Source organism: Sphaerospermopsis sp. FACHB-1094, from assembly GCF_014696195.1.
Lineage (GTDB): Bacteria > Cyanobacteriota > Cyanobacteriia > Cyanobacteriales > Nostocaceae > Sphaerospermopsis > Sphaerospermopsis kisseleviana.
This window is the reverse complement of sequence record NZ_JACJPT010000029.1, coordinates 36,623-52,200: the sequence shown is the minus strand read 5'-3', so window position 1 is coordinate 52,200 and position 15,578 is coordinate 36,623. Positions and strand designations below refer to the sequence as shown.

The following is a 15,578-nucleotide window of genomic DNA, read 5'->3' as shown; positions in this document are numbered from 1 at the left end:
TCCTAAGAGTCCGTTCGACTTGCATGTGTTAAGCATACCGCCAGCGTTCATCCTGAGCCAGGATCAAACTCTCCGTTTTGTTAAGTTTGTTTAGCTCTTTTTTGACTGTTCTTTTAATACCTCAGTCCGGTATCATTTTCTTTACTTGACGCAGGACTTGTTGTATACTGTCTTTCAAACTATAATATTTTCAAGGTTCGGTGTCCCTCCGAGTCCCGCTCTCTCGCGGCTCTCTCTCAGGCACTTATTCAATATAGCGAACCTATCTTGGAATGTCAACTACTTTTTCCAAGTTTTTGGAAAAAAATTTTTTAATGGCTGGAAGCTGCTCAGAATACTGGGTTTAGGCAACAATGGTGTAGGCGTTGTTGACTCATAGGAAGAGTAGATAGTGAATTTTCAGTCAGTAATAGCGGTTTTACATCAGTTTTGGGGTGAGCGTGGTTGCTTGATTGCTCAACCTTACGATATGGAGAAGGGAGCAGGAACTAAGAACCCTCATACTTTTTTAAGGGCTTTGGGTCCAGAACCTTGGGCAGTGGCTTATGTTGAACCTTGCCGTCGTCCAACCGATGGGCGCTATGGCGAAAACCCAAATCGGTTTCAACATTATTATCAATATCAAGTTCTGATTAAACCTTCACCAGATAATATCCAGGAGATTTACCTTGATTCTTTAAGGGCTTTGGGTATTCGTCCAGAGGATCATGATGTGCGGTTTGTGGAGGATAATTGGGAAGATGCAACGGTGGGGGCTTGGGGTACTGGTTGGGAAGTGTGGTTAGATGGGATGGAAATTACCCAGTTTACTTATTTTCAACAGTGCGGGGGTATTGATTGCCGTCCGGTGTCCATTGAGATTACTTATGGTTTAGAAAGATTGGCGATGTATCTCCAGCAAGTGGAGGCTATTACTAAGATTCAATGGACAGACCATATTACCTATGGTGATGTTCATCTTCAGGGTGAGATTGAGCAGTGTACCTATAACTTTGAAGCTTCTAATCCTGAGATGTTGTTAAATCTGTTCAATATATATGAGCAGGAAGCATCCCAACTCACAGAAAGGGGATTGGTATTACCTAGCTTAGATTTTGTGATTAAGTGTTCCCATACATTTAATTTGCTGGATGCAAGAGGTGTAATTTCGGTGACGGAACGAACTCGCTATATTGCCAGGATTCGACATTTGGCTAGAAAGGTGGCTCATTTATATGTTGAGCAAAGGGAACAGTTGGGTTTCCCGTTGTTGAAAAATTCACAAGCTGCTGCTTGATTACTGTTTCAGAAGATGCAGAGCATCTAGAACACCGATTCATTAATCGTAAGGGCGCATAGCATTCGGACAGAATATAAACTGGTTTCAGCGATAGGTTATCACCCGAATGCTTCGCCCCTACAAGGTAAAAACAGATTACCTAGCATTACTGAGTCGACGTTCTAGATGTTCGTTACCAGGCAACGAGATAGAATAAGCAAAGTGTTAATTTTTGTAACTCCTCCGTTTTTGGGGGAGTTGCTGTTCGTGGCAAAAACAATGGTGTGTGTCAGATGATGAATATTAGTGAAGTGTTAGAACCTATTGCAGCTTGGTTTCGTTCTTTGGGTATTCCTGAACCTGTTACACATTGGGGACATCCGGTGATGATGGGGATTGTGATTTTTGTGGTGGGTAGTTTTGTGGGTGTGTCTGGTTGGCGGGGTAAATTGCTGCAAGATACAGATAAGGATGCTGCTGTTAAAAGTCGCAGCGCCCATCGTCAGTTAGCACCTTGGTTATTTATCTTTTTGGCAGGTGGTTATACAGGTGGTGTGTTGTCTTTGGTGATGCAGCATCAACCACTGTTTGAAAGTCCGCATTTTTGGACTGGTTCTCTTGTACTGTTGCTGTTGTTGGTAAATGGTGCAATTTCTCTGAGTGGGTTTTTTGGTGATAAAGCAGGTTTACGTGCTGTTCATGCTTATTTAGGAAGTACAGCACTGTTAATTTTGTTTGTTCATGCTGTCTTGGGGTTGAATTTGGGTCTATCACTCTAAAATAGGTCTTTTCCCAGTTCTCTATTTTGTTGGGTTGTGCTGTCGCTTAACCCAACCGACAATAATTATTTTTAACTCAGTTGATTTATTTATATAATTACTTCTTTATATTAATTTTACTAACTAAGTGCTTTTGGCAATTAAATTTTTATGATACAGAGTAATGGCGTTATTATTTGTCTTGCCTATATTTTAGGGTTGTTGTTTACAGCAGTTCCTTGGGGTGGTGTATGGATTTTAGCACTGGGGATATTGGCAGCAGTTTTTTTTCGGGCAATTTTTATTAATTTACGGAAAATTAACTATAAACAGGAAAATTATCTCAATAAAGCTAAGACAGGGGTTAATACTCCGCTGACTACTCCTCATCCTAGAGTATGGTTAATAGCTGGTTTGGTGGGTTTGTTGGCAACTTTTTATTTTCAAGTGCGGACACCGCAACCAGGAGCAAAAGATATTAGTCAGTTTGTTTCTAATGAAAATAATAGTAATCAAGAACAGTTAGTAATTGTCCGTGGGGATGTGATAGGTACTCCTCGTTTAACTCGCAGTCAAAGGGGACAATTTTGGCTGAATGCGACGCAACTTGATGAGGTAAAAAATGACCAGGGTCCGGCAAGTGTGCCAAAAGGGGTAACGGGTAAATTATATGTGACTGTGCCTATTCTTCAAGCTACTGGTTTATATCCTGGTCAACAAATTGCGATCACTGGGATGTTATATAAACCTAAAGCGGCTCAAAATCCTGGTGCTTTTGATTTTCAGAAGTATCTTAAACAAGAAGGTACTTTTGCAGGTTTGATTGGTAAACAGATTAATATTATTGATGAAGAGCGAAAATGGGGATGGTGGAAAATTCGGGAAAAAATTGTGCGATCGCAAGTTCGTTGGTTAGGTGTTCCTGAAGGTCCTTTAGTTAGTGCGATGGTTTTAGGTAGTAAGGCGGTAGATTTACCTTATGATATTCGTGATTTATTTGTGAATGTGGGTTTAGCTCATGCTTTGGCTGCTTCTGGTTTTCAAACTTCTTTAATTTTGGGAATAATTTTACAATTAACTAGCAAAGCTAACAAGGGTATTCAGTTTTTTTGCGGTAGTTTGGGATTACTTACTTTTTTATGTTTAGCTGGGTTTCAAGCATCAATTATTAGAGCAGTAATTATGGGTTTTGCTGCATTAATTGGTTTGGTTTTAGAAAGGAAAGTTCAACAATTAGGATCTTTATTATTAGCTGCTACTTTATTACTTTTATTTAATCCTGTTTGGATTGGAGATTTAGGTTTTCAACTCAGTTTTCTAGCAACTTTGGGGTTAATTGTCACAGCTACACCGATAACTAAACGTTTTGATTGGCTGCCTTCTGCTATCGCTTCGTTAATTTCTGTTCCTATCGCTGCCACAATTTGGACTTTGCCTTTACTTTTACATATTTTTAGTGTAGTTGCTGTTTACAGTGTGCCATTAAATATTATCACTACCCCATTGATTTCTGTGATTAGTATTGGAGGTATGATTAGTGGTTTGGTAAGTTTAATTGTACCAGATTTAGGTAGCACGTTAGCCAGTTTTTTATATTATCCAACTTATTGGTTAATTCAATTAGCAGAATTTTTTGCTAATCTGCCTGGAAGCTCGGTTGCTGTAGGTAGTATATCTACTTGGCAAATGTTTGTAGTTTATGGATTAATTATATCTACTTGTTTAATCCGTTGGTGGCAAAAAAGATGGTGGTTTGCTGGTTTAATGGTTGTTGTTTTATTGATAATTCCTGCTTGGCATTCTACCAGTAATTTATTACGAATCACATTATTAGCAACTAATAATGAACCAGTTTTAGTAATTCAAGATCAAGGAAAGGTAACTTTAATTAATAGCGGTGATGAAGGTACAGGACGTTTCACTATTTTACCATTTTTACAACAACAAGGGATTAATCAAATTGATTGGGCGATTTCTAGCAAATTTTTGGCAAATGAAAATGATGCTTGGTTAGAAATTATGGATAGAATGCCTATTAAAAATTTTTATGCTTATTTTTCTCAACAAGAAAATAATCTGGAAACTCAAGCTATTCAAAAAAAATTACAACAGCAGCAAGGTATTTATCAGCCTTTAGCATTAGGTCAAACTATTAGCACTGGTGCTATTATTGCCCAATTCACTAATGAAAAATTACCAATTTTAAAATTGCAGATTTTTGGAAGAAATTGGTTATTGGTAGGTAGTATCAAGTCTCAACAAATAGCACAATTGGTTAAAACCGGTGATTTGTCTTCTCCCCAGGTGCTTTGGTGTCCATCAGAATCTTTACAGGATTTGGTAACAGCACTGCAACCACAGGTGGCGATCGCATCTGATAATAACCTTAACAGTAAAACATTAGATGCTATCAAAGGTAAAACCAAACTCTTCTTCACAGGTAGAGATGGTGCTATTCAATGGACTCCTGATGCTGACTTTGAAGCTTTTATCCAAGTCACAGAAAACAAATCTTCAAATCTGTAACAGGTTAGTGAAAAATATGGTATAATAGGGAATAATATAAATTAATATCACCCCTATTCACGGAATGAAGTGAATCAAGATTTGGAGAGGTGGCAGAGTGGTTGAATGCGGCACACTCGAAATGTGTTTTGGGGCAACTCAACGGGGGTTCGAATCCCCCCCTCTCCGTTACTAGATATTTTGTCAGTCTGGAAGTTACGTTTCAAATTTTTATGTTTCACGCAAAGGCGCAAAGAAGCAAAGATAAAAAGATGGCAAACAATAGAAAAGCTAGAATGTGATACAAATAGATGAAAACTGTTGTTAGGTTTCTGCAAAGCTGCAAAAGCAGGACAAATTTACAGTTTTTAGGTAATTATAAATGTTGATAAAGTTACCGCTAATTTAGCGTCAGGTACTTTATGAATAATTAATTTGCAAAGGAAAAAACGATGCGACTATCACAAATGTTATTTGTTACACTTCGGGATGATCCAGCAGATGCGGAAATTCCCAGTCATAAACTTTTACTTCGGGCTGGTTATATCCGTCGCATCGGTAGCGGTATTTATGCTTATCTGCCTTTTATGTGGCGGGTTTTACAAAAAGTTTCCCAAATAGTGCGGGAAGAAATGAACGCCACCGGCGCACAAGAATGTTTGTTACCTCAATTACAACCTTCTGAATTATGGAAGGAGTCGGGAAGATGGGATACTTATACTAAAGCTGAAGGTATCATGTTTTCCCTTATTGATAGAAGGGAACAACAACTAGGTTTAGGTCCTACTCATGAGGAAGTAATTACCACAGTTGCCCGTGATATGATTCGCTCATATCGTCAATTACCGCTGCATTTATATCAAATTCAAACTAAATTTCGTGATGAAATTCGCCCTCGTTTTGGTTTAATGCGGGGTAGAGAATTTATCATGAAAGATGGTTATTCTTTCCATGTGGATGAGGAAAGTTTAAAGAAAACCTACCAGGATATGTACCAAGCATACAGTAATATGCTGCGCCGTTCTGGTTTAGCTTTTCGGGCTGTGGAAGCTGACTCTGGTGCTATTGGTGGTTCTGGTTCGACAGAATTTATGGTGTTAGCTGATGCGGGAGAAGATGAAGTTCTCTATACTGAAGATGGGAAATATGCAGCGAATGTAGAAAAGGCAATTTCTTTACCTGCGGATGCGGAAACTTCACCTTTTACTACTTTTGAAAAACGGGAAACTCCAGGAACTGACACAATAGAAAAAGTTTGTGCTTTCTTACAATGTTCTCCTACCCAAATTGTCAAAAATGTTTTATATCAAACTGTTTATGATAACGGTTTGACTGTTTTGGTGTTGGTGAATATTCGCGGTGATCAGGAAGTTAATGATGTCAAATTACAAAATGAGTTGACTAAATTAGCTGAAAAATTTGGTGCTAAAACTATTCTTTCTTTGAGTGTACCCACTAATGAAATAATTGCAACTTGGGCAGCAAAATCTTTACCTTTAGGTTATATTGCACCCGATTTAGGTGATGATTATATTGCGGGAAGTAAACAGGTAAATTCTAAATTTGTGCAGTTGGTTGATAAAACCGCTGTGGAGTTAAAGAATTTTGTCACTGGTGCAAATGAAAGCAATTTTCATGTGGTTGGTGCAAATTGGGGTGAGCAGTTTAAATTACCTGATATTGTAGTAGATATTCGGAAAGCAAAAGCGGGAGATCGCTCACTACACGACCCCAACCAAACCCTACAAACAGCTAGAGGAATAGAAGTTGGTCACATTTTCCAACTCGGTACAAAATATTCCCAAGCTATGAATGCAACTTATACCAGTGAACAAGGGGAAGAAAAACCTTTAGTGATGGGTTGTTATGGTGTAGGAGTTTCCCGGTTAGCACAGTCAGCGGTTGAGCAGTCCTATGATAAAGATGGGATAATCTGGCCAGTAGCGATCGCACCTTATCACGCTATTATTTCCATTCCCAATGTTAACGACACCCAACAGGTAGAAATTGCCGAAAAAATCTACACAGAACTGAATAAAGCAGGTGTCGAAACCTTACTTGATGATCGTAATGAGCGAGCAGGTGTAAAATTCAAAGATGCTGACTTAATTGGCATTCCCTTTAGAATTGTTACAGGTCGCGCCATTGCTAATAGTAAAGTAGAAGTAGTAAAACGGGCAAACCGTGAATCTCAAGAAATTGCCATTGACGAAGTTGTAAATATATTACAACAATGGATTAAAGAAGCAGTAGAGAAGAAGCAGTAGAGGGATAAAATTAAACTCTTGTGAGGCAGGCATATTGCCTGCCAATAATATGTATTTGATTTGAGGATTCACAAGAAAGTTAAAACGAAAAGACTGGCGAAAAGACTGGGAAATTTAAATATTTTCACGAAAATTGAAGTTGTGTAAATATGTACCCACAAATTTCAGGAAACTGCCATTGAGAAATTGATTAATATATTAAAGATATTAAAGAATAGATTCAAGGAGCAAGCAAAAAGACAGACAAGTAAGTAGTCGGTTGCAATTAAATATAAAATGTGGGATGGGCATACTTCGATAAACTCAGTACAAGTCTTGCCCGTCAACAGGCTTCTAGCCTGTTCCACTATCTAACAATTAATTAAACCTACTTACTTATAGTTACTGTACACTGACTTATGGAAATATAATTTTACCTATCTATCCTGTGAGGGTGCGTATTTCAAGAATTGTTGAGATTGACATTAAAGTTGATGTGACGGTCTATAAATGTGAACCTAAAATTAAAGATAAGATAAAGTTGGGTGCAGGATGATAAATTGCTGAAACAGGCAAAATACAAAGTCAGCAGAATTTTCACACATTAAGGCATCTCTAGATTTTAAGAAACTACCCACGCATCCGTATCTTATTTAGCCAGGCTACTCCTCTCTTGAACACTACTTCAGCCCTTTGTCAAGCAGGTTTTATATATGAATGAACAACAAAGAACTAATCGTAATATTTCTTCAGGTGTCATAGCAGCCGTCTCAGCCGCGGTGGTGGCGGTAAGTGGTGGGGTAGCTTGGTTGACTTCCCAAACTCCTCAAACTCCCATACCAGGAAACCCCTCTCAAAGCATTAAACAACCACAACAGCCATTAACTACCCAGCCGGGGAAAGAAGAAACTGCTAATATATATTGGCTCAAACCAACGGAAACAAGCTTTGAATTAGTTCCTCAGCCGATAAAAATTGCTGCTGCACAACCTAGCCAAGCTTTAGAAGCTGCTTTTGAAACTTTGTTAGCAGGTCCAACAGAAGGAACAGACTCAACAACTATTCCTCAAGGTACTAAACTGCTAGGTTTGAAAGCTGACAATAACGAAGTTCACGTTAATTTATCAGAAGATTTTACCAGTGGTGGGGGTAGTGCCTCAATGGTTGGCCGTGTAGGGCAGGTTGTCTACACTGCTACTAGTTTAAATCCTAACGCCAAAGTTTACATTGAAGTCAATGGTAAGCCATTAGAAGTTTTAGGTGGTGAAGGTGTGGAAATAGAACAACCACTAACTCGTAAAAGCTTTAACGAAAATTATCCTCTTTAGTCAGTAGTCGTAGGGGCGAAGTAGGGGCGAAGCATTCGGAAAATAACCTGTGATAAAAATTGATAATTTATCGCCCGAATGCTTCGCCCTTATAGGAAAATAGCCTTGGACAAAAATTGATAATTTATCGCCCGAATGCTTCGCCCTTATAGGAAAATAGCCTTGGACAAAAATTGATTATTGTTCGCCCGAATGCTTCGCCCGTACAGTAGTCAGTAGTTGATGATTTTTCCAGAACAAAAAGAACTGACAAAGGACAACTGACTAATTTTGATCAACTTCTTTTCAAGTTGTAGCGCAGCGATCGCAAATAGTCGTTAACATAACAATGAACAGGGTGCTGAGGACATCAATTGATAATCAAACTCCGACTACAACAGGGTTTTCCTGCTGACTCTGAGAACAGTTGACTTCTGGAACTTTTGACTTCTGGAACTGCTAACTGCTGACTGCTGACTGCTGACTGCTGACTGCTGACTGCTGACTGCTGCTATAATTAATCTGGATTAATTCGCATTAAAGGTTGACCATATTCTACAGGTTCGCCATTTTGAACGAGAATTTCCATCACTTGTCCAGAGACTTCGGCTTCAATTTCGTTCATCAGTTTCATAGCTTCGATGATGCAGACTGATTGACCTACTTTAACGCGATCGCCCACTTCCACAAATGGCGCTTCACCTGGTGCGGGTGCGCGATAAAAAGTTCCCACCATCGGAGACTGGACTTCTATAAATCGAGAGGCGGCGGCGTTAACAGCTAAAGGTGATTGTGCTGTAGCCGAATTATCACGACTTGTAGCTATTTCTGGTAATTGTATGGGTGCTGTATGGGTTGCTGGTGCAGGTGTCAATCCTGGACTAACCATACCACCTAACTGAGCTTGACCCACCGACAGTACAGAATTATTTCCACCTTTACGCACTGTTAGCTCAAAGTCATCGCTTTTCAGTGATACTTCGGTAATATCAGTTTGTGCAATAGTAGCTAATAGTTGGCGGATTTCATTAAAATCTAATGGCACAGTATTTTTTACCTCGACCTAACCGTAAATCAGAATCTTATTCTCCAATTCAGGAGGTAATACCCAGAAATTTGGTGTGATTTCCGGGTATTACGGGAGATTGTTCATTTCCCCAACCTCGCTGGATGACAAGGGCTGGAAATCGATCTGGGATATCCACAAAAAAGCGGCTTATTCCCTGCCTAAATATTTATCTTCTCTGGTATCTATCTTGATCCGTTCACCTTGAGAAATAAACAGGGGAACCATGACAGTTGCGCCGGTTTCTACCTTCGCTGGTTTAGTACCACCTGTAGCGGTATCACCTTTCACACCAGGATCAGTTTCAACTACTTCGAGAACCACAGAATTAGGTAATTCAACTTCTAGAACTTGTTCGCCCCAACGAATAACGTTGACTTCCATACCTTCTTTGAGGTACTTAACGCGATCGCCAATTTGTGCAGCACTTAATCTACCTTCTTCATAAGTTTCCATATCCATAAAGATGAATTCTTCACCTTCTTTATAGGTATGTTGCATTGTCAGTTTTTCAAGAGTAGCCTGTGGCACAGTTTCACCAGCCCGGAAAGTCCGTTCTAAAACCTTGCCGGTTTGGACATTTTTAATAGTTGTCCGTACAAAGGCAGAACCTTTACCTGGCTTAACGTGAAGGAAATCAATCACCCGCCATACAGACCCGTCTAGGACGATAGAAACACCGGGTCGAAAGTCATTACTAGAGATCATGAAACTTGCAAATTTTGGAAGACAGTCGGCATTTATTGTACCTGTTATTAGGGAATAGGGAATAGGGAATAGGGAAGGTAAATAACCCAATTACCCATTACCCATTACCCATTACCCATTACCAATCCGCAATATGGGAAGATGAATGATGGGTTACTTCCCAGTTCATACAGTTAACAATTTGATGCTGCATTTGAGAAATTCCATGTTTAACTTCATAAAATCCTGGCTGAAATACAGCCTCAAGACCATGCTGCTGGTAACAATACTTGTAGGCATAAGCACTGCTGGGTGGACTTCCTTTAGTTATGCAGCCCTGCCATCTGGTAACGCTATCACTGACGGTAAAGCTTTGTTAAGGTATGCACTGCCCATTGATAATCAACCAGTACGCAAACTGCAAGCTAGTTTAGAAGATATTTCTAATCAACTACGTGCCAACAAGCGATGGGCGGCGGTTTCCAGAGACCTCAGCCAAGCTTCCCGGATTCTCGATAAACCTTCCCAAATCTTAACAAGCGTTCCCGCAGAACGCCAACCCCAAGCCGAAACTTGGATTGCTGATTTAAAATCTGGCATTGCAGAATTGCAAGAAGTAGTTAAAAACAAACAAAAGGACCCTATTCTGGAAGGCAGAGCGAAATTACTCAATCTTGTGACTTTGTTAGAAGAGTCAATGGTGACAGAATTTCCTTTTGAAGTTCCTGCTAAGTTTAGTAATTTACCTCAACTTAAAGGCCGCGCTACTATTGCCATTAAAACCAATAAAGGGGATCTGACTGTAGTGGTAGATGGTTATAGCGCCCCGGTGACTGCTGGTAATTTTGTCGACTTGGTGCAACGGGGTTTTTATAACGGTTTAGAATTTACCCGTTCTGAAGAATCTTATGTATTACAAACAGGAGATCCTGAAGGTAAAGAAGTCGGTTTTATTGATCCTGCAACTGGTAAATATCGGGCTGTTCCTTTAGAAATTTTGGTAGAAGGCGACAAAGAACCAACTTATGGTATTACTTTGGAAGATGCTGGACGTTATCTGGATATGCCAGTATTACCTTTTTCTTCTTTTGGTGCTTTAGCAATGGCACGTCCTGAAGGTAATGTAGATGGTGGTTCTTCTCAGGTTTTCTTCTTTTTATTTGAACCAGAATTAACTCCTGCTGGACGTAATCTTTTAGATGGTCGTTATTCTGTTTTTGGTTATTTGACTGAAGGTAAGGACATTTTAGATAAGCTTAAAGCTGGTGACAAAATTGAATCTGCTACTGTTGTTCAAGGAATTGAAAATTTAGTTCAGCCACAAGCAGCTTAATTAATTTTGGATTTTAGATTTTGGATTTTGGATTTATTCTGAAATCTAAAATCTATTAATTTTCAGCCAATCCCAGAAACGGAGGATAACCCCAAAAATAGAGAACCAAAATAACACATATAGAAACCATAAAAGAATATAAAAAACTAACCAAATCATTACATCCAAAAATGGTTTCTGATCTCGGTTAATTTGTAAGTATAAGTTTCTATTATTATACAAGAAATTATTTAGCTCCGTAGCATCAATGTTTGCCTGACTAGTGTTACAAGAATAATTAGAAAATTTGATGTGTTCTTGGTTAGTTTTTAAGTATAGCGTTGATATCTGACATCCTTCCGAATTATATGGTGTTTCAACCTTAGTACCTAAAAGTTGAAACTCAGTAATTGAATTAGACCAAAATGCAGGCAAATTACTATGTTCTAGGCGACAATTCACATATCCCTGCTTTAGTCGGTGACAAGTGATAGTATCAGAAATACTAATTGGCGACCTCCATATTATTATGTAAAAAATAAATAATAAAGGTGTTACCCATTCAGAACAACCTGGAAATTTAGACATAAGTGTTAACCCTTGAATTAATCATTTCCAACTTTTTCTAAATTGTGATTTGATGCTTTTCGGTAAAACACATAGCAGTACCTTTTTCGTAATAAGCAGCTTCGTTAATAAAGATTGGATAAACAGTAGAGTTTCCTTCATAGCTAATTGTCTGACCATCAAATGTTAAAAACATAGGATCACCGGGATGCAAAACTTCATAATCTTTAAACTGAAGATGAGGATGAATCATAGCTTGAATTTCTCCGTTTTCGTTTCTCGGATAATCAATTTTTTCTATATATTCGTAGCAGATTAGGTTATTTGAAAAAGATGGAACTTTTCCCTGGTTGTACAGTTCCAAATAATCTAAAATTGTGTATATTATGGCTTCAGTTTTCAGAACAAAATTTGCATTCAAAACACCTTGAGGAACAGATCCCACCTCAATACAAATTCCAAATCTAGCAATTGATCGCAGTGAATTATAACTTCGCCCAGAGTTTCCCAAACCACAAACCTTGATTGCAGGATTAATATAATTGAGATAGGCAGCTAATTGCAAATTGAATGGTTCATCATTATCTACAATTATGGTTATGCCCATATTAGTAGTGGTACTATGTAAATCTACGATCAAATCAACAGGAGTTTGACCATTTTTTCCAAACAGATAGTTAATCTCTCTAGCTCGTAAATCCTCATAACTAGATAGTGTTAAATCTTCTAAATTTTGGCGCAGAAAACAGCGATTCAAATCTTTGTTGATGTATCGTCTTACTGCTGTAAACGCTTGAGGATTAGCCAATAACGTCAGTGTTTCAAAACTGGATCTGTTAATTAATTGAGGAAATTGTTCAAACTTTTTGATCAAGTATACTCCCGTAAACTCATTCCCGTGAGTTCCACCGACAATCAACATCCGACTCAGTTTATTTTCAGGCTTCATTTTTGGTTCTCCAGTGACAAGTTGTTGTGTTGTTCTGAAGATATCCGAGAAACCTATGATACAATCATCTTATTTATGCAACATTCCATGACTAAAAAGTCATAATGCCGATAAAACAAGTATATTTAGCTCTATGACTAAGCCCAATTGGGATCAACTCGAACTGTGTCATCTGAAATATGCGATCGCTGTAAATGATAAGCAGGGATTTACAAACGCTGCTGCATATCTGGAAATTGATCAGGGATTTCTGAGTAAGCAAATAAAATGGCTGGAAAAAAAAATTGGATTTCAAATATTTGATCGTCACCAACGCCCGTTAAAATTAACAGATGCTGGCAATGAGTTTTTGCAAGCAGCCCGTCAAATTCTCCATGAGGTTGAACAATCAATTGAATTAGGGCAACGATTAAGTCGGGGTGAGAAAGGAAGATTAAATATAGGAATCAATACCTCAATTGCCAATAGTAAACTACCCGAAATTCTCAGAGCATTTCATGATAAATTTCCAGAAGTAGAATTGATTTTACAAGAACTAGCTTCTTATGAGCAAATTGACAAATTGCGAAACAAAAAAATTGATTTAGGTTTCTTTCACAGGCATAATTTAGATAATATTAATCACAATAATGATAATTTTTTCAGTTTTATCCCCGTTATTCAAGAATCACTGGTCATTGTTTTACCTGAAAACCATCGTTTCGCAAGACGAACTAGTATTTCACTTGCAGCACTGGCAAATGAGCAGTTTATTCTTCCACCAAATAACCTGTTATACAATTTGCGTGAGCAAATTAATAGTCTTTGTCTAGATGCAGGTTTTCAGCCAAAAGTTAAACAAGAAGCTGCATGGATATCAACTGTTCTGAGTTTAGTAGCGGGTGGAATGGGCATTTCACTACTTCCAGCTAATGTACAAAATTTGCAACGACATGGTGTAATCTATCGTTCTATACAAGGAAAATCACCATTATTAGAACTTGTTGCTGTGTGGCGAAGTGATAATGTATCTATAATTTTGAAAAATTTCCTGGAAGTTATTTCTAATTTAGCTTAAATGCTGACAATGCAATATCCGACTACACCAACTTACCTGCATTCAAAACCTGCTCAACTGTAAGATTCAATTCAGTAAAAGTCCGCGATATAATTTTTTCATTAGCAGTAAATACTGTATCTTCATATAATCCCTCTTCTAGCAATAAAACAGAAATCTTATTGTCTAAAGGATCTACTATCCAATATTCAGGAACTCCTAAAGCAGCATATTCCGATCTTTGATAACGATAATCTCTTTTTACCGATTCTGGACTGACAACTTCTACAATTAATAATGGTGCTGACTCAAACACAGCAGAAGCATTTATCAGTTCTTTCGCATCTTCTTCCGTCACCACACACAAGTCACTCAACCGCGATTTATTTTTACTCGTTCTCACCCCAGTTTCCCGAAAACACAACCAAGGTAAACTTAAAGTTTGAATTTCTACATCTATATTTTTTTCCAAAAATTTGCAAATCAAAAAATGTTCAATCGTAGGTGGATTCATAATTTCTAATTGTCCATCAACCAGTTCAGATTTAAACCCAGATTCATCTTCATAATTTAAGTATTCTTCAAAAGTGAGACTTCTTACTGCTGTGTTAACCATCTTGATTACCCCTAGATGTTAGTTGTATATTAACCTATAAGTGAAATGAAAATTGTCAGAACTTGGGGATCTATTTGCTGGAATGTTGTAATTAATCTTCATCATCTGCTGTAAGTTCCATTTCCTCAGTTTCATTAATATCAGAAGATTCAGAAACCATCACTAATTGATTTTCTACATGATGATCATGATGATTATGTTTCCACTCATCCAAGACATCTTTAACTAAGACTTCTTGTACCCAAATTTTAGCAACAACTGTTAAAGGTAATGCCAAAAATAATCCTAAAAAGCCAAAAAAGGTCACAAAAAACAACTGAGAAATTAAAGTTACTGCTGGCAACAAAGATACCTGATGCGCCATAACTATCGGTGTGATAAAATTACTCTCAACTTGTTGAATAACAAAGTAGAGAATCAAGACAAAAACAGGTTTCCAAGGATTATCTAAAAGAGCGATCGCCATTGCTGGAACTACACTCATAGTTGGTCCTAAGTTGGGAATTAAGTTCATAAAACCTGCTAAAACTCCCAAGGCTAAAGCAGCTTTAACACCCAACAGCGATAAGCCGATCATGCTCATCAATCCAACTACACAAATAGCAAGAAAAGCCCCTGATACCCATCTTTCTAAGGAAAGCTCACATTGATCTAAAATTCCCTCTACCCGTCGGCGATAAAATGAAGGAAATAGCCTCACAAATACTTTCCGATAAGCATTAGGATTAACTAAAAACATCCCAGTTAAAACTAGAACTAATAAAATATTAAGGACAATTACCAAAGAACCAGAAACAAAAGCAAAAGAATTTCCTAATACTCGATTAATTAAAGGTTGTGCTTCGGCAACTAAACTGTTTATATCAGGAATAAGAACTTCCAATTGTTCAGGAATGTGAGTTCTCTGTTCATCAATCCAAGTATTAATACGTTCAAAACCTTGGGGAACTCGATAGGTTAATTCTTGAAATTGTTGGGCGAAAGGTGGCACAATTAACCAGAAAAAACCTATTACACCCGCTAAAAAAATCATCACTGACAAAAAAACCGCAAACCCACTTTTTATGCCTAAATTTTGGAAAGTTCGTGCTAACCGATTTAAGGTAGTTGCTAACACAACAGCAGCAAAAATCAGTAACAGCACTTCCCGCAGTTGCCACAATATATATAAAGAGAGAACTAAGGTGATTAAACCTATCCATTGACCAAGTTTCACAGACTAAACTCCCAAACCTTGGTGAGATGAAATTTTAGTAGTCATTTAACAGTCA

At 38.0% G+C, this 15,578-nt stretch carries 12 protein-coding genes, 1 tRNA gene and 1 rRNA gene; 8 read left to right on the top strand and 6 right to left on the bottom strand.

Going from position 1 to position 15,578, the window contains the following annotated elements:
* Positions 1 to 79 (bottom strand): 16S ribosomal RNA (locus H6F47_RS11550); the annotation flags it as partial.
* 312 nt (positions 80 to 391) lie between these two features.
* Here H6F47_RS11550 and glyQ point away from each other — a divergent pair.
* From glyQ to H6F47_RS11520, 6 genes are all read left to right on the top strand, one after another.
* Entirely contained in the window at positions 392 to 1,276 is an 885-nt protein-coding gene (gene glyQ / locus H6F47_RS11545; RefSeq protein WP_137669069.1) for a glycine--tRNA ligase subunit alpha, read from the top strand.
* Positions 1,277 to 1,551: 275 nt separating this feature from the next.
* Positions 1,552 to 2,037, top strand: coding sequence for a DUF4079 domain-containing protein (locus tag H6F47_RS11540; RefSeq protein ID WP_137669070.1), 486 nt, complete (start codon positions 1,552 to 1,554; stop codon positions 2,035 to 2,037).
* Between the two features lie 150 nt (positions 2,038 to 2,187).
* Complete coding sequence (locus H6F47_RS11535) at positions 2,188 to 4,542, top strand: ComEC/Rec2 family competence protein (RefSeq protein WP_137669071.1); 2,355 nt, start codon at positions 2,188 to 2,190, stop codon at positions 4,540 to 4,542.
* An 83-nt stretch (positions 4,543 to 4,625) separates the two neighbouring features.
* Positions 4,626 to 4,710: transfer RNA gene (locus tag H6F47_RS11530), tRNA-Ser, on the top strand.
* A 263-nt stretch (positions 4,711 to 4,973) separates the two neighbouring features.
* Complete coding sequence (gene proS / locus H6F47_RS11525; protein WP_137669072.1) at positions 4,974 to 6,788, top strand: proline--tRNA ligase; 1,815 nt, start codon at positions 4,974 to 4,976, stop codon at positions 6,786 to 6,788.
* 692 nt (positions 6,789 to 7,480) lie between these two features.
* On the top strand, positions 7,481 to 8,095 hold the full coding sequence (locus tag H6F47_RS11520) for a GerMN domain-containing protein (protein WP_096567695.1): 615 nt from the start codon (positions 7,481 to 7,483) through the stop codon (positions 8,093 to 8,095).
* A gap of 496 nt (positions 8,096 to 8,591) precedes the next feature.
* On the opposite strand, the gene accB is transcribed toward H6F47_RS11520, so the two are convergent.
* A complete protein-coding gene (accB, locus tag H6F47_RS11515; protein ID WP_096567693.1) occupies positions 8,592 to 9,119 on the bottom strand; it encodes an acetyl-CoA carboxylase biotin carboxyl carrier protein in 528 nt (175 codons plus the stop codon).
* Between the two features lie 171 nt (positions 9,120 to 9,290).
* The gene (gene efp / locus H6F47_RS11510; RefSeq protein WP_096567692.1) at positions 9,291 to 9,848 is read right to left on the bottom strand and encodes an elongation factor P; all 558 of its coding nucleotides are present in this window, start codon (positions 9,846 to 9,848) and stop codon (positions 9,291 to 9,293) included.
* 205 nt (positions 9,849 to 10,053) lie between these two features.
* Here efp and H6F47_RS11505 point away from each other — a divergent pair, with 205 nt between their 5' ends.
* The gene (locus H6F47_RS11505) at positions 10,054 to 11,160 is read left to right on the top strand and encodes a peptidylprolyl isomerase (protein ID WP_190649260.1); all 1,107 of its coding nucleotides are present in this window, start codon (positions 10,054 to 10,056) and stop codon (positions 11,158 to 11,160) included.
* 604 nt (positions 11,161 to 11,764) lie between these two features.
* On the opposite strand, the gene H6F47_RS11500 is transcribed toward H6F47_RS11505, so the two are convergent.
* Entirely contained in the window at positions 11,765 to 12,655 is an 891-nt protein-coding gene (locus tag H6F47_RS11500) for an aspartoacylase (protein WP_190347237.1), read from the bottom strand.
* Between the two features lie 133 nt (positions 12,656 to 12,788).
* Between H6F47_RS11500 and H6F47_RS11495 the strand changes: the two genes are divergently transcribed.
* Positions 12,789 to 13,712, top strand: coding sequence for a LysR substrate-binding domain-containing protein (locus tag H6F47_RS11495; RefSeq protein WP_190649258.1), 924 nt, complete (start codon positions 12,789 to 12,791; stop codon positions 13,710 to 13,712).
* Positions 13,713 to 13,734: 22 nt separating this feature from the next.
* Here H6F47_RS11495 and H6F47_RS11490 read toward each other — a convergent pair whose 3' ends face one another.
* Both H6F47_RS11490 and H6F47_RS11485 read right to left on the bottom strand, forming a co-directional pair.
* Positions 13,735 to 14,307, bottom strand: a complete 573-nt coding sequence (locus H6F47_RS11490) for a Uma2 family endonuclease (protein WP_190347239.1) — start codon at positions 14,305 to 14,307, stop codon at positions 13,735 to 13,737.
* Positions 14,308 to 14,398: 91 nt separating this feature from the next.
* The gene (locus H6F47_RS11485; RefSeq protein ID WP_137667399.1) at positions 14,399 to 15,523 is read right to left on the bottom strand and encodes an AI-2E family transporter; all 1,125 of its coding nucleotides are present in this window, start codon (positions 15,521 to 15,523) and stop codon (positions 14,399 to 14,401) included.
* Positions 15,524 to 15,578 lie beyond the last annotated feature (55 nt).

Excerpts from the sequence above, each read along its gene's own strand:
- H6F47_RS11540 (WP_137669070.1), top strand. The coding sequence starts at position 1,552 with ATGATGAATATTAGTGAAGTGTTAGAACCTATTGCAGCTTGGTTTCGT.
- H6F47_RS11535 (WP_137669071.1), top strand. The coding sequence starts at position 2,188 with ATGATACAGAGTAATGGCGTTATTATTTGTCTTGCCTATATTTTAGGG.
- proS (WP_137669072.1), top strand. The coding sequence starts at position 4,974 with ATGCGACTATCACAAATGTTATTTGTTACACTTCGGGATGATCCAGCA.
- H6F47_RS11520 (WP_096567695.1), top strand. The coding sequence starts at position 7,481 with ATGAATGAACAACAAAGAACTAATCGTAATATTTCTTCAGGTGTCATA.
- efp (WP_096567692.1), bottom strand. The coding sequence starts at position 9,848 with ATGATCTCTAGTAATGACTTTCGACCCGGTGTTTCTATCGTCCTAGAC.
- H6F47_RS11505 (WP_190649260.1), top strand. The coding sequence starts at position 10,054 with ATGTTTAACTTCATAAAATCCTGGCTGAAATACAGCCTCAAGACCATG.
- H6F47_RS11500 (WP_190347237.1), bottom strand. The coding sequence starts at position 12,655 with ATGAAGCCTGAAAATAAACTGAGTCGGATGTTGATTGTCGGTGGAACT.
- H6F47_RS11495 (WP_190649258.1), top strand. The coding sequence starts at position 12,789 with ATGACTAAGCCCAATTGGGATCAACTCGAACTGTGTCATCTGAAATAT.
- H6F47_RS11490 (WP_190347239.1), bottom strand. The coding sequence starts at position 14,307 with ATGGTTAACACAGCAGTAAGAAGTCTCACTTTTGAAGAATACTTAAAT.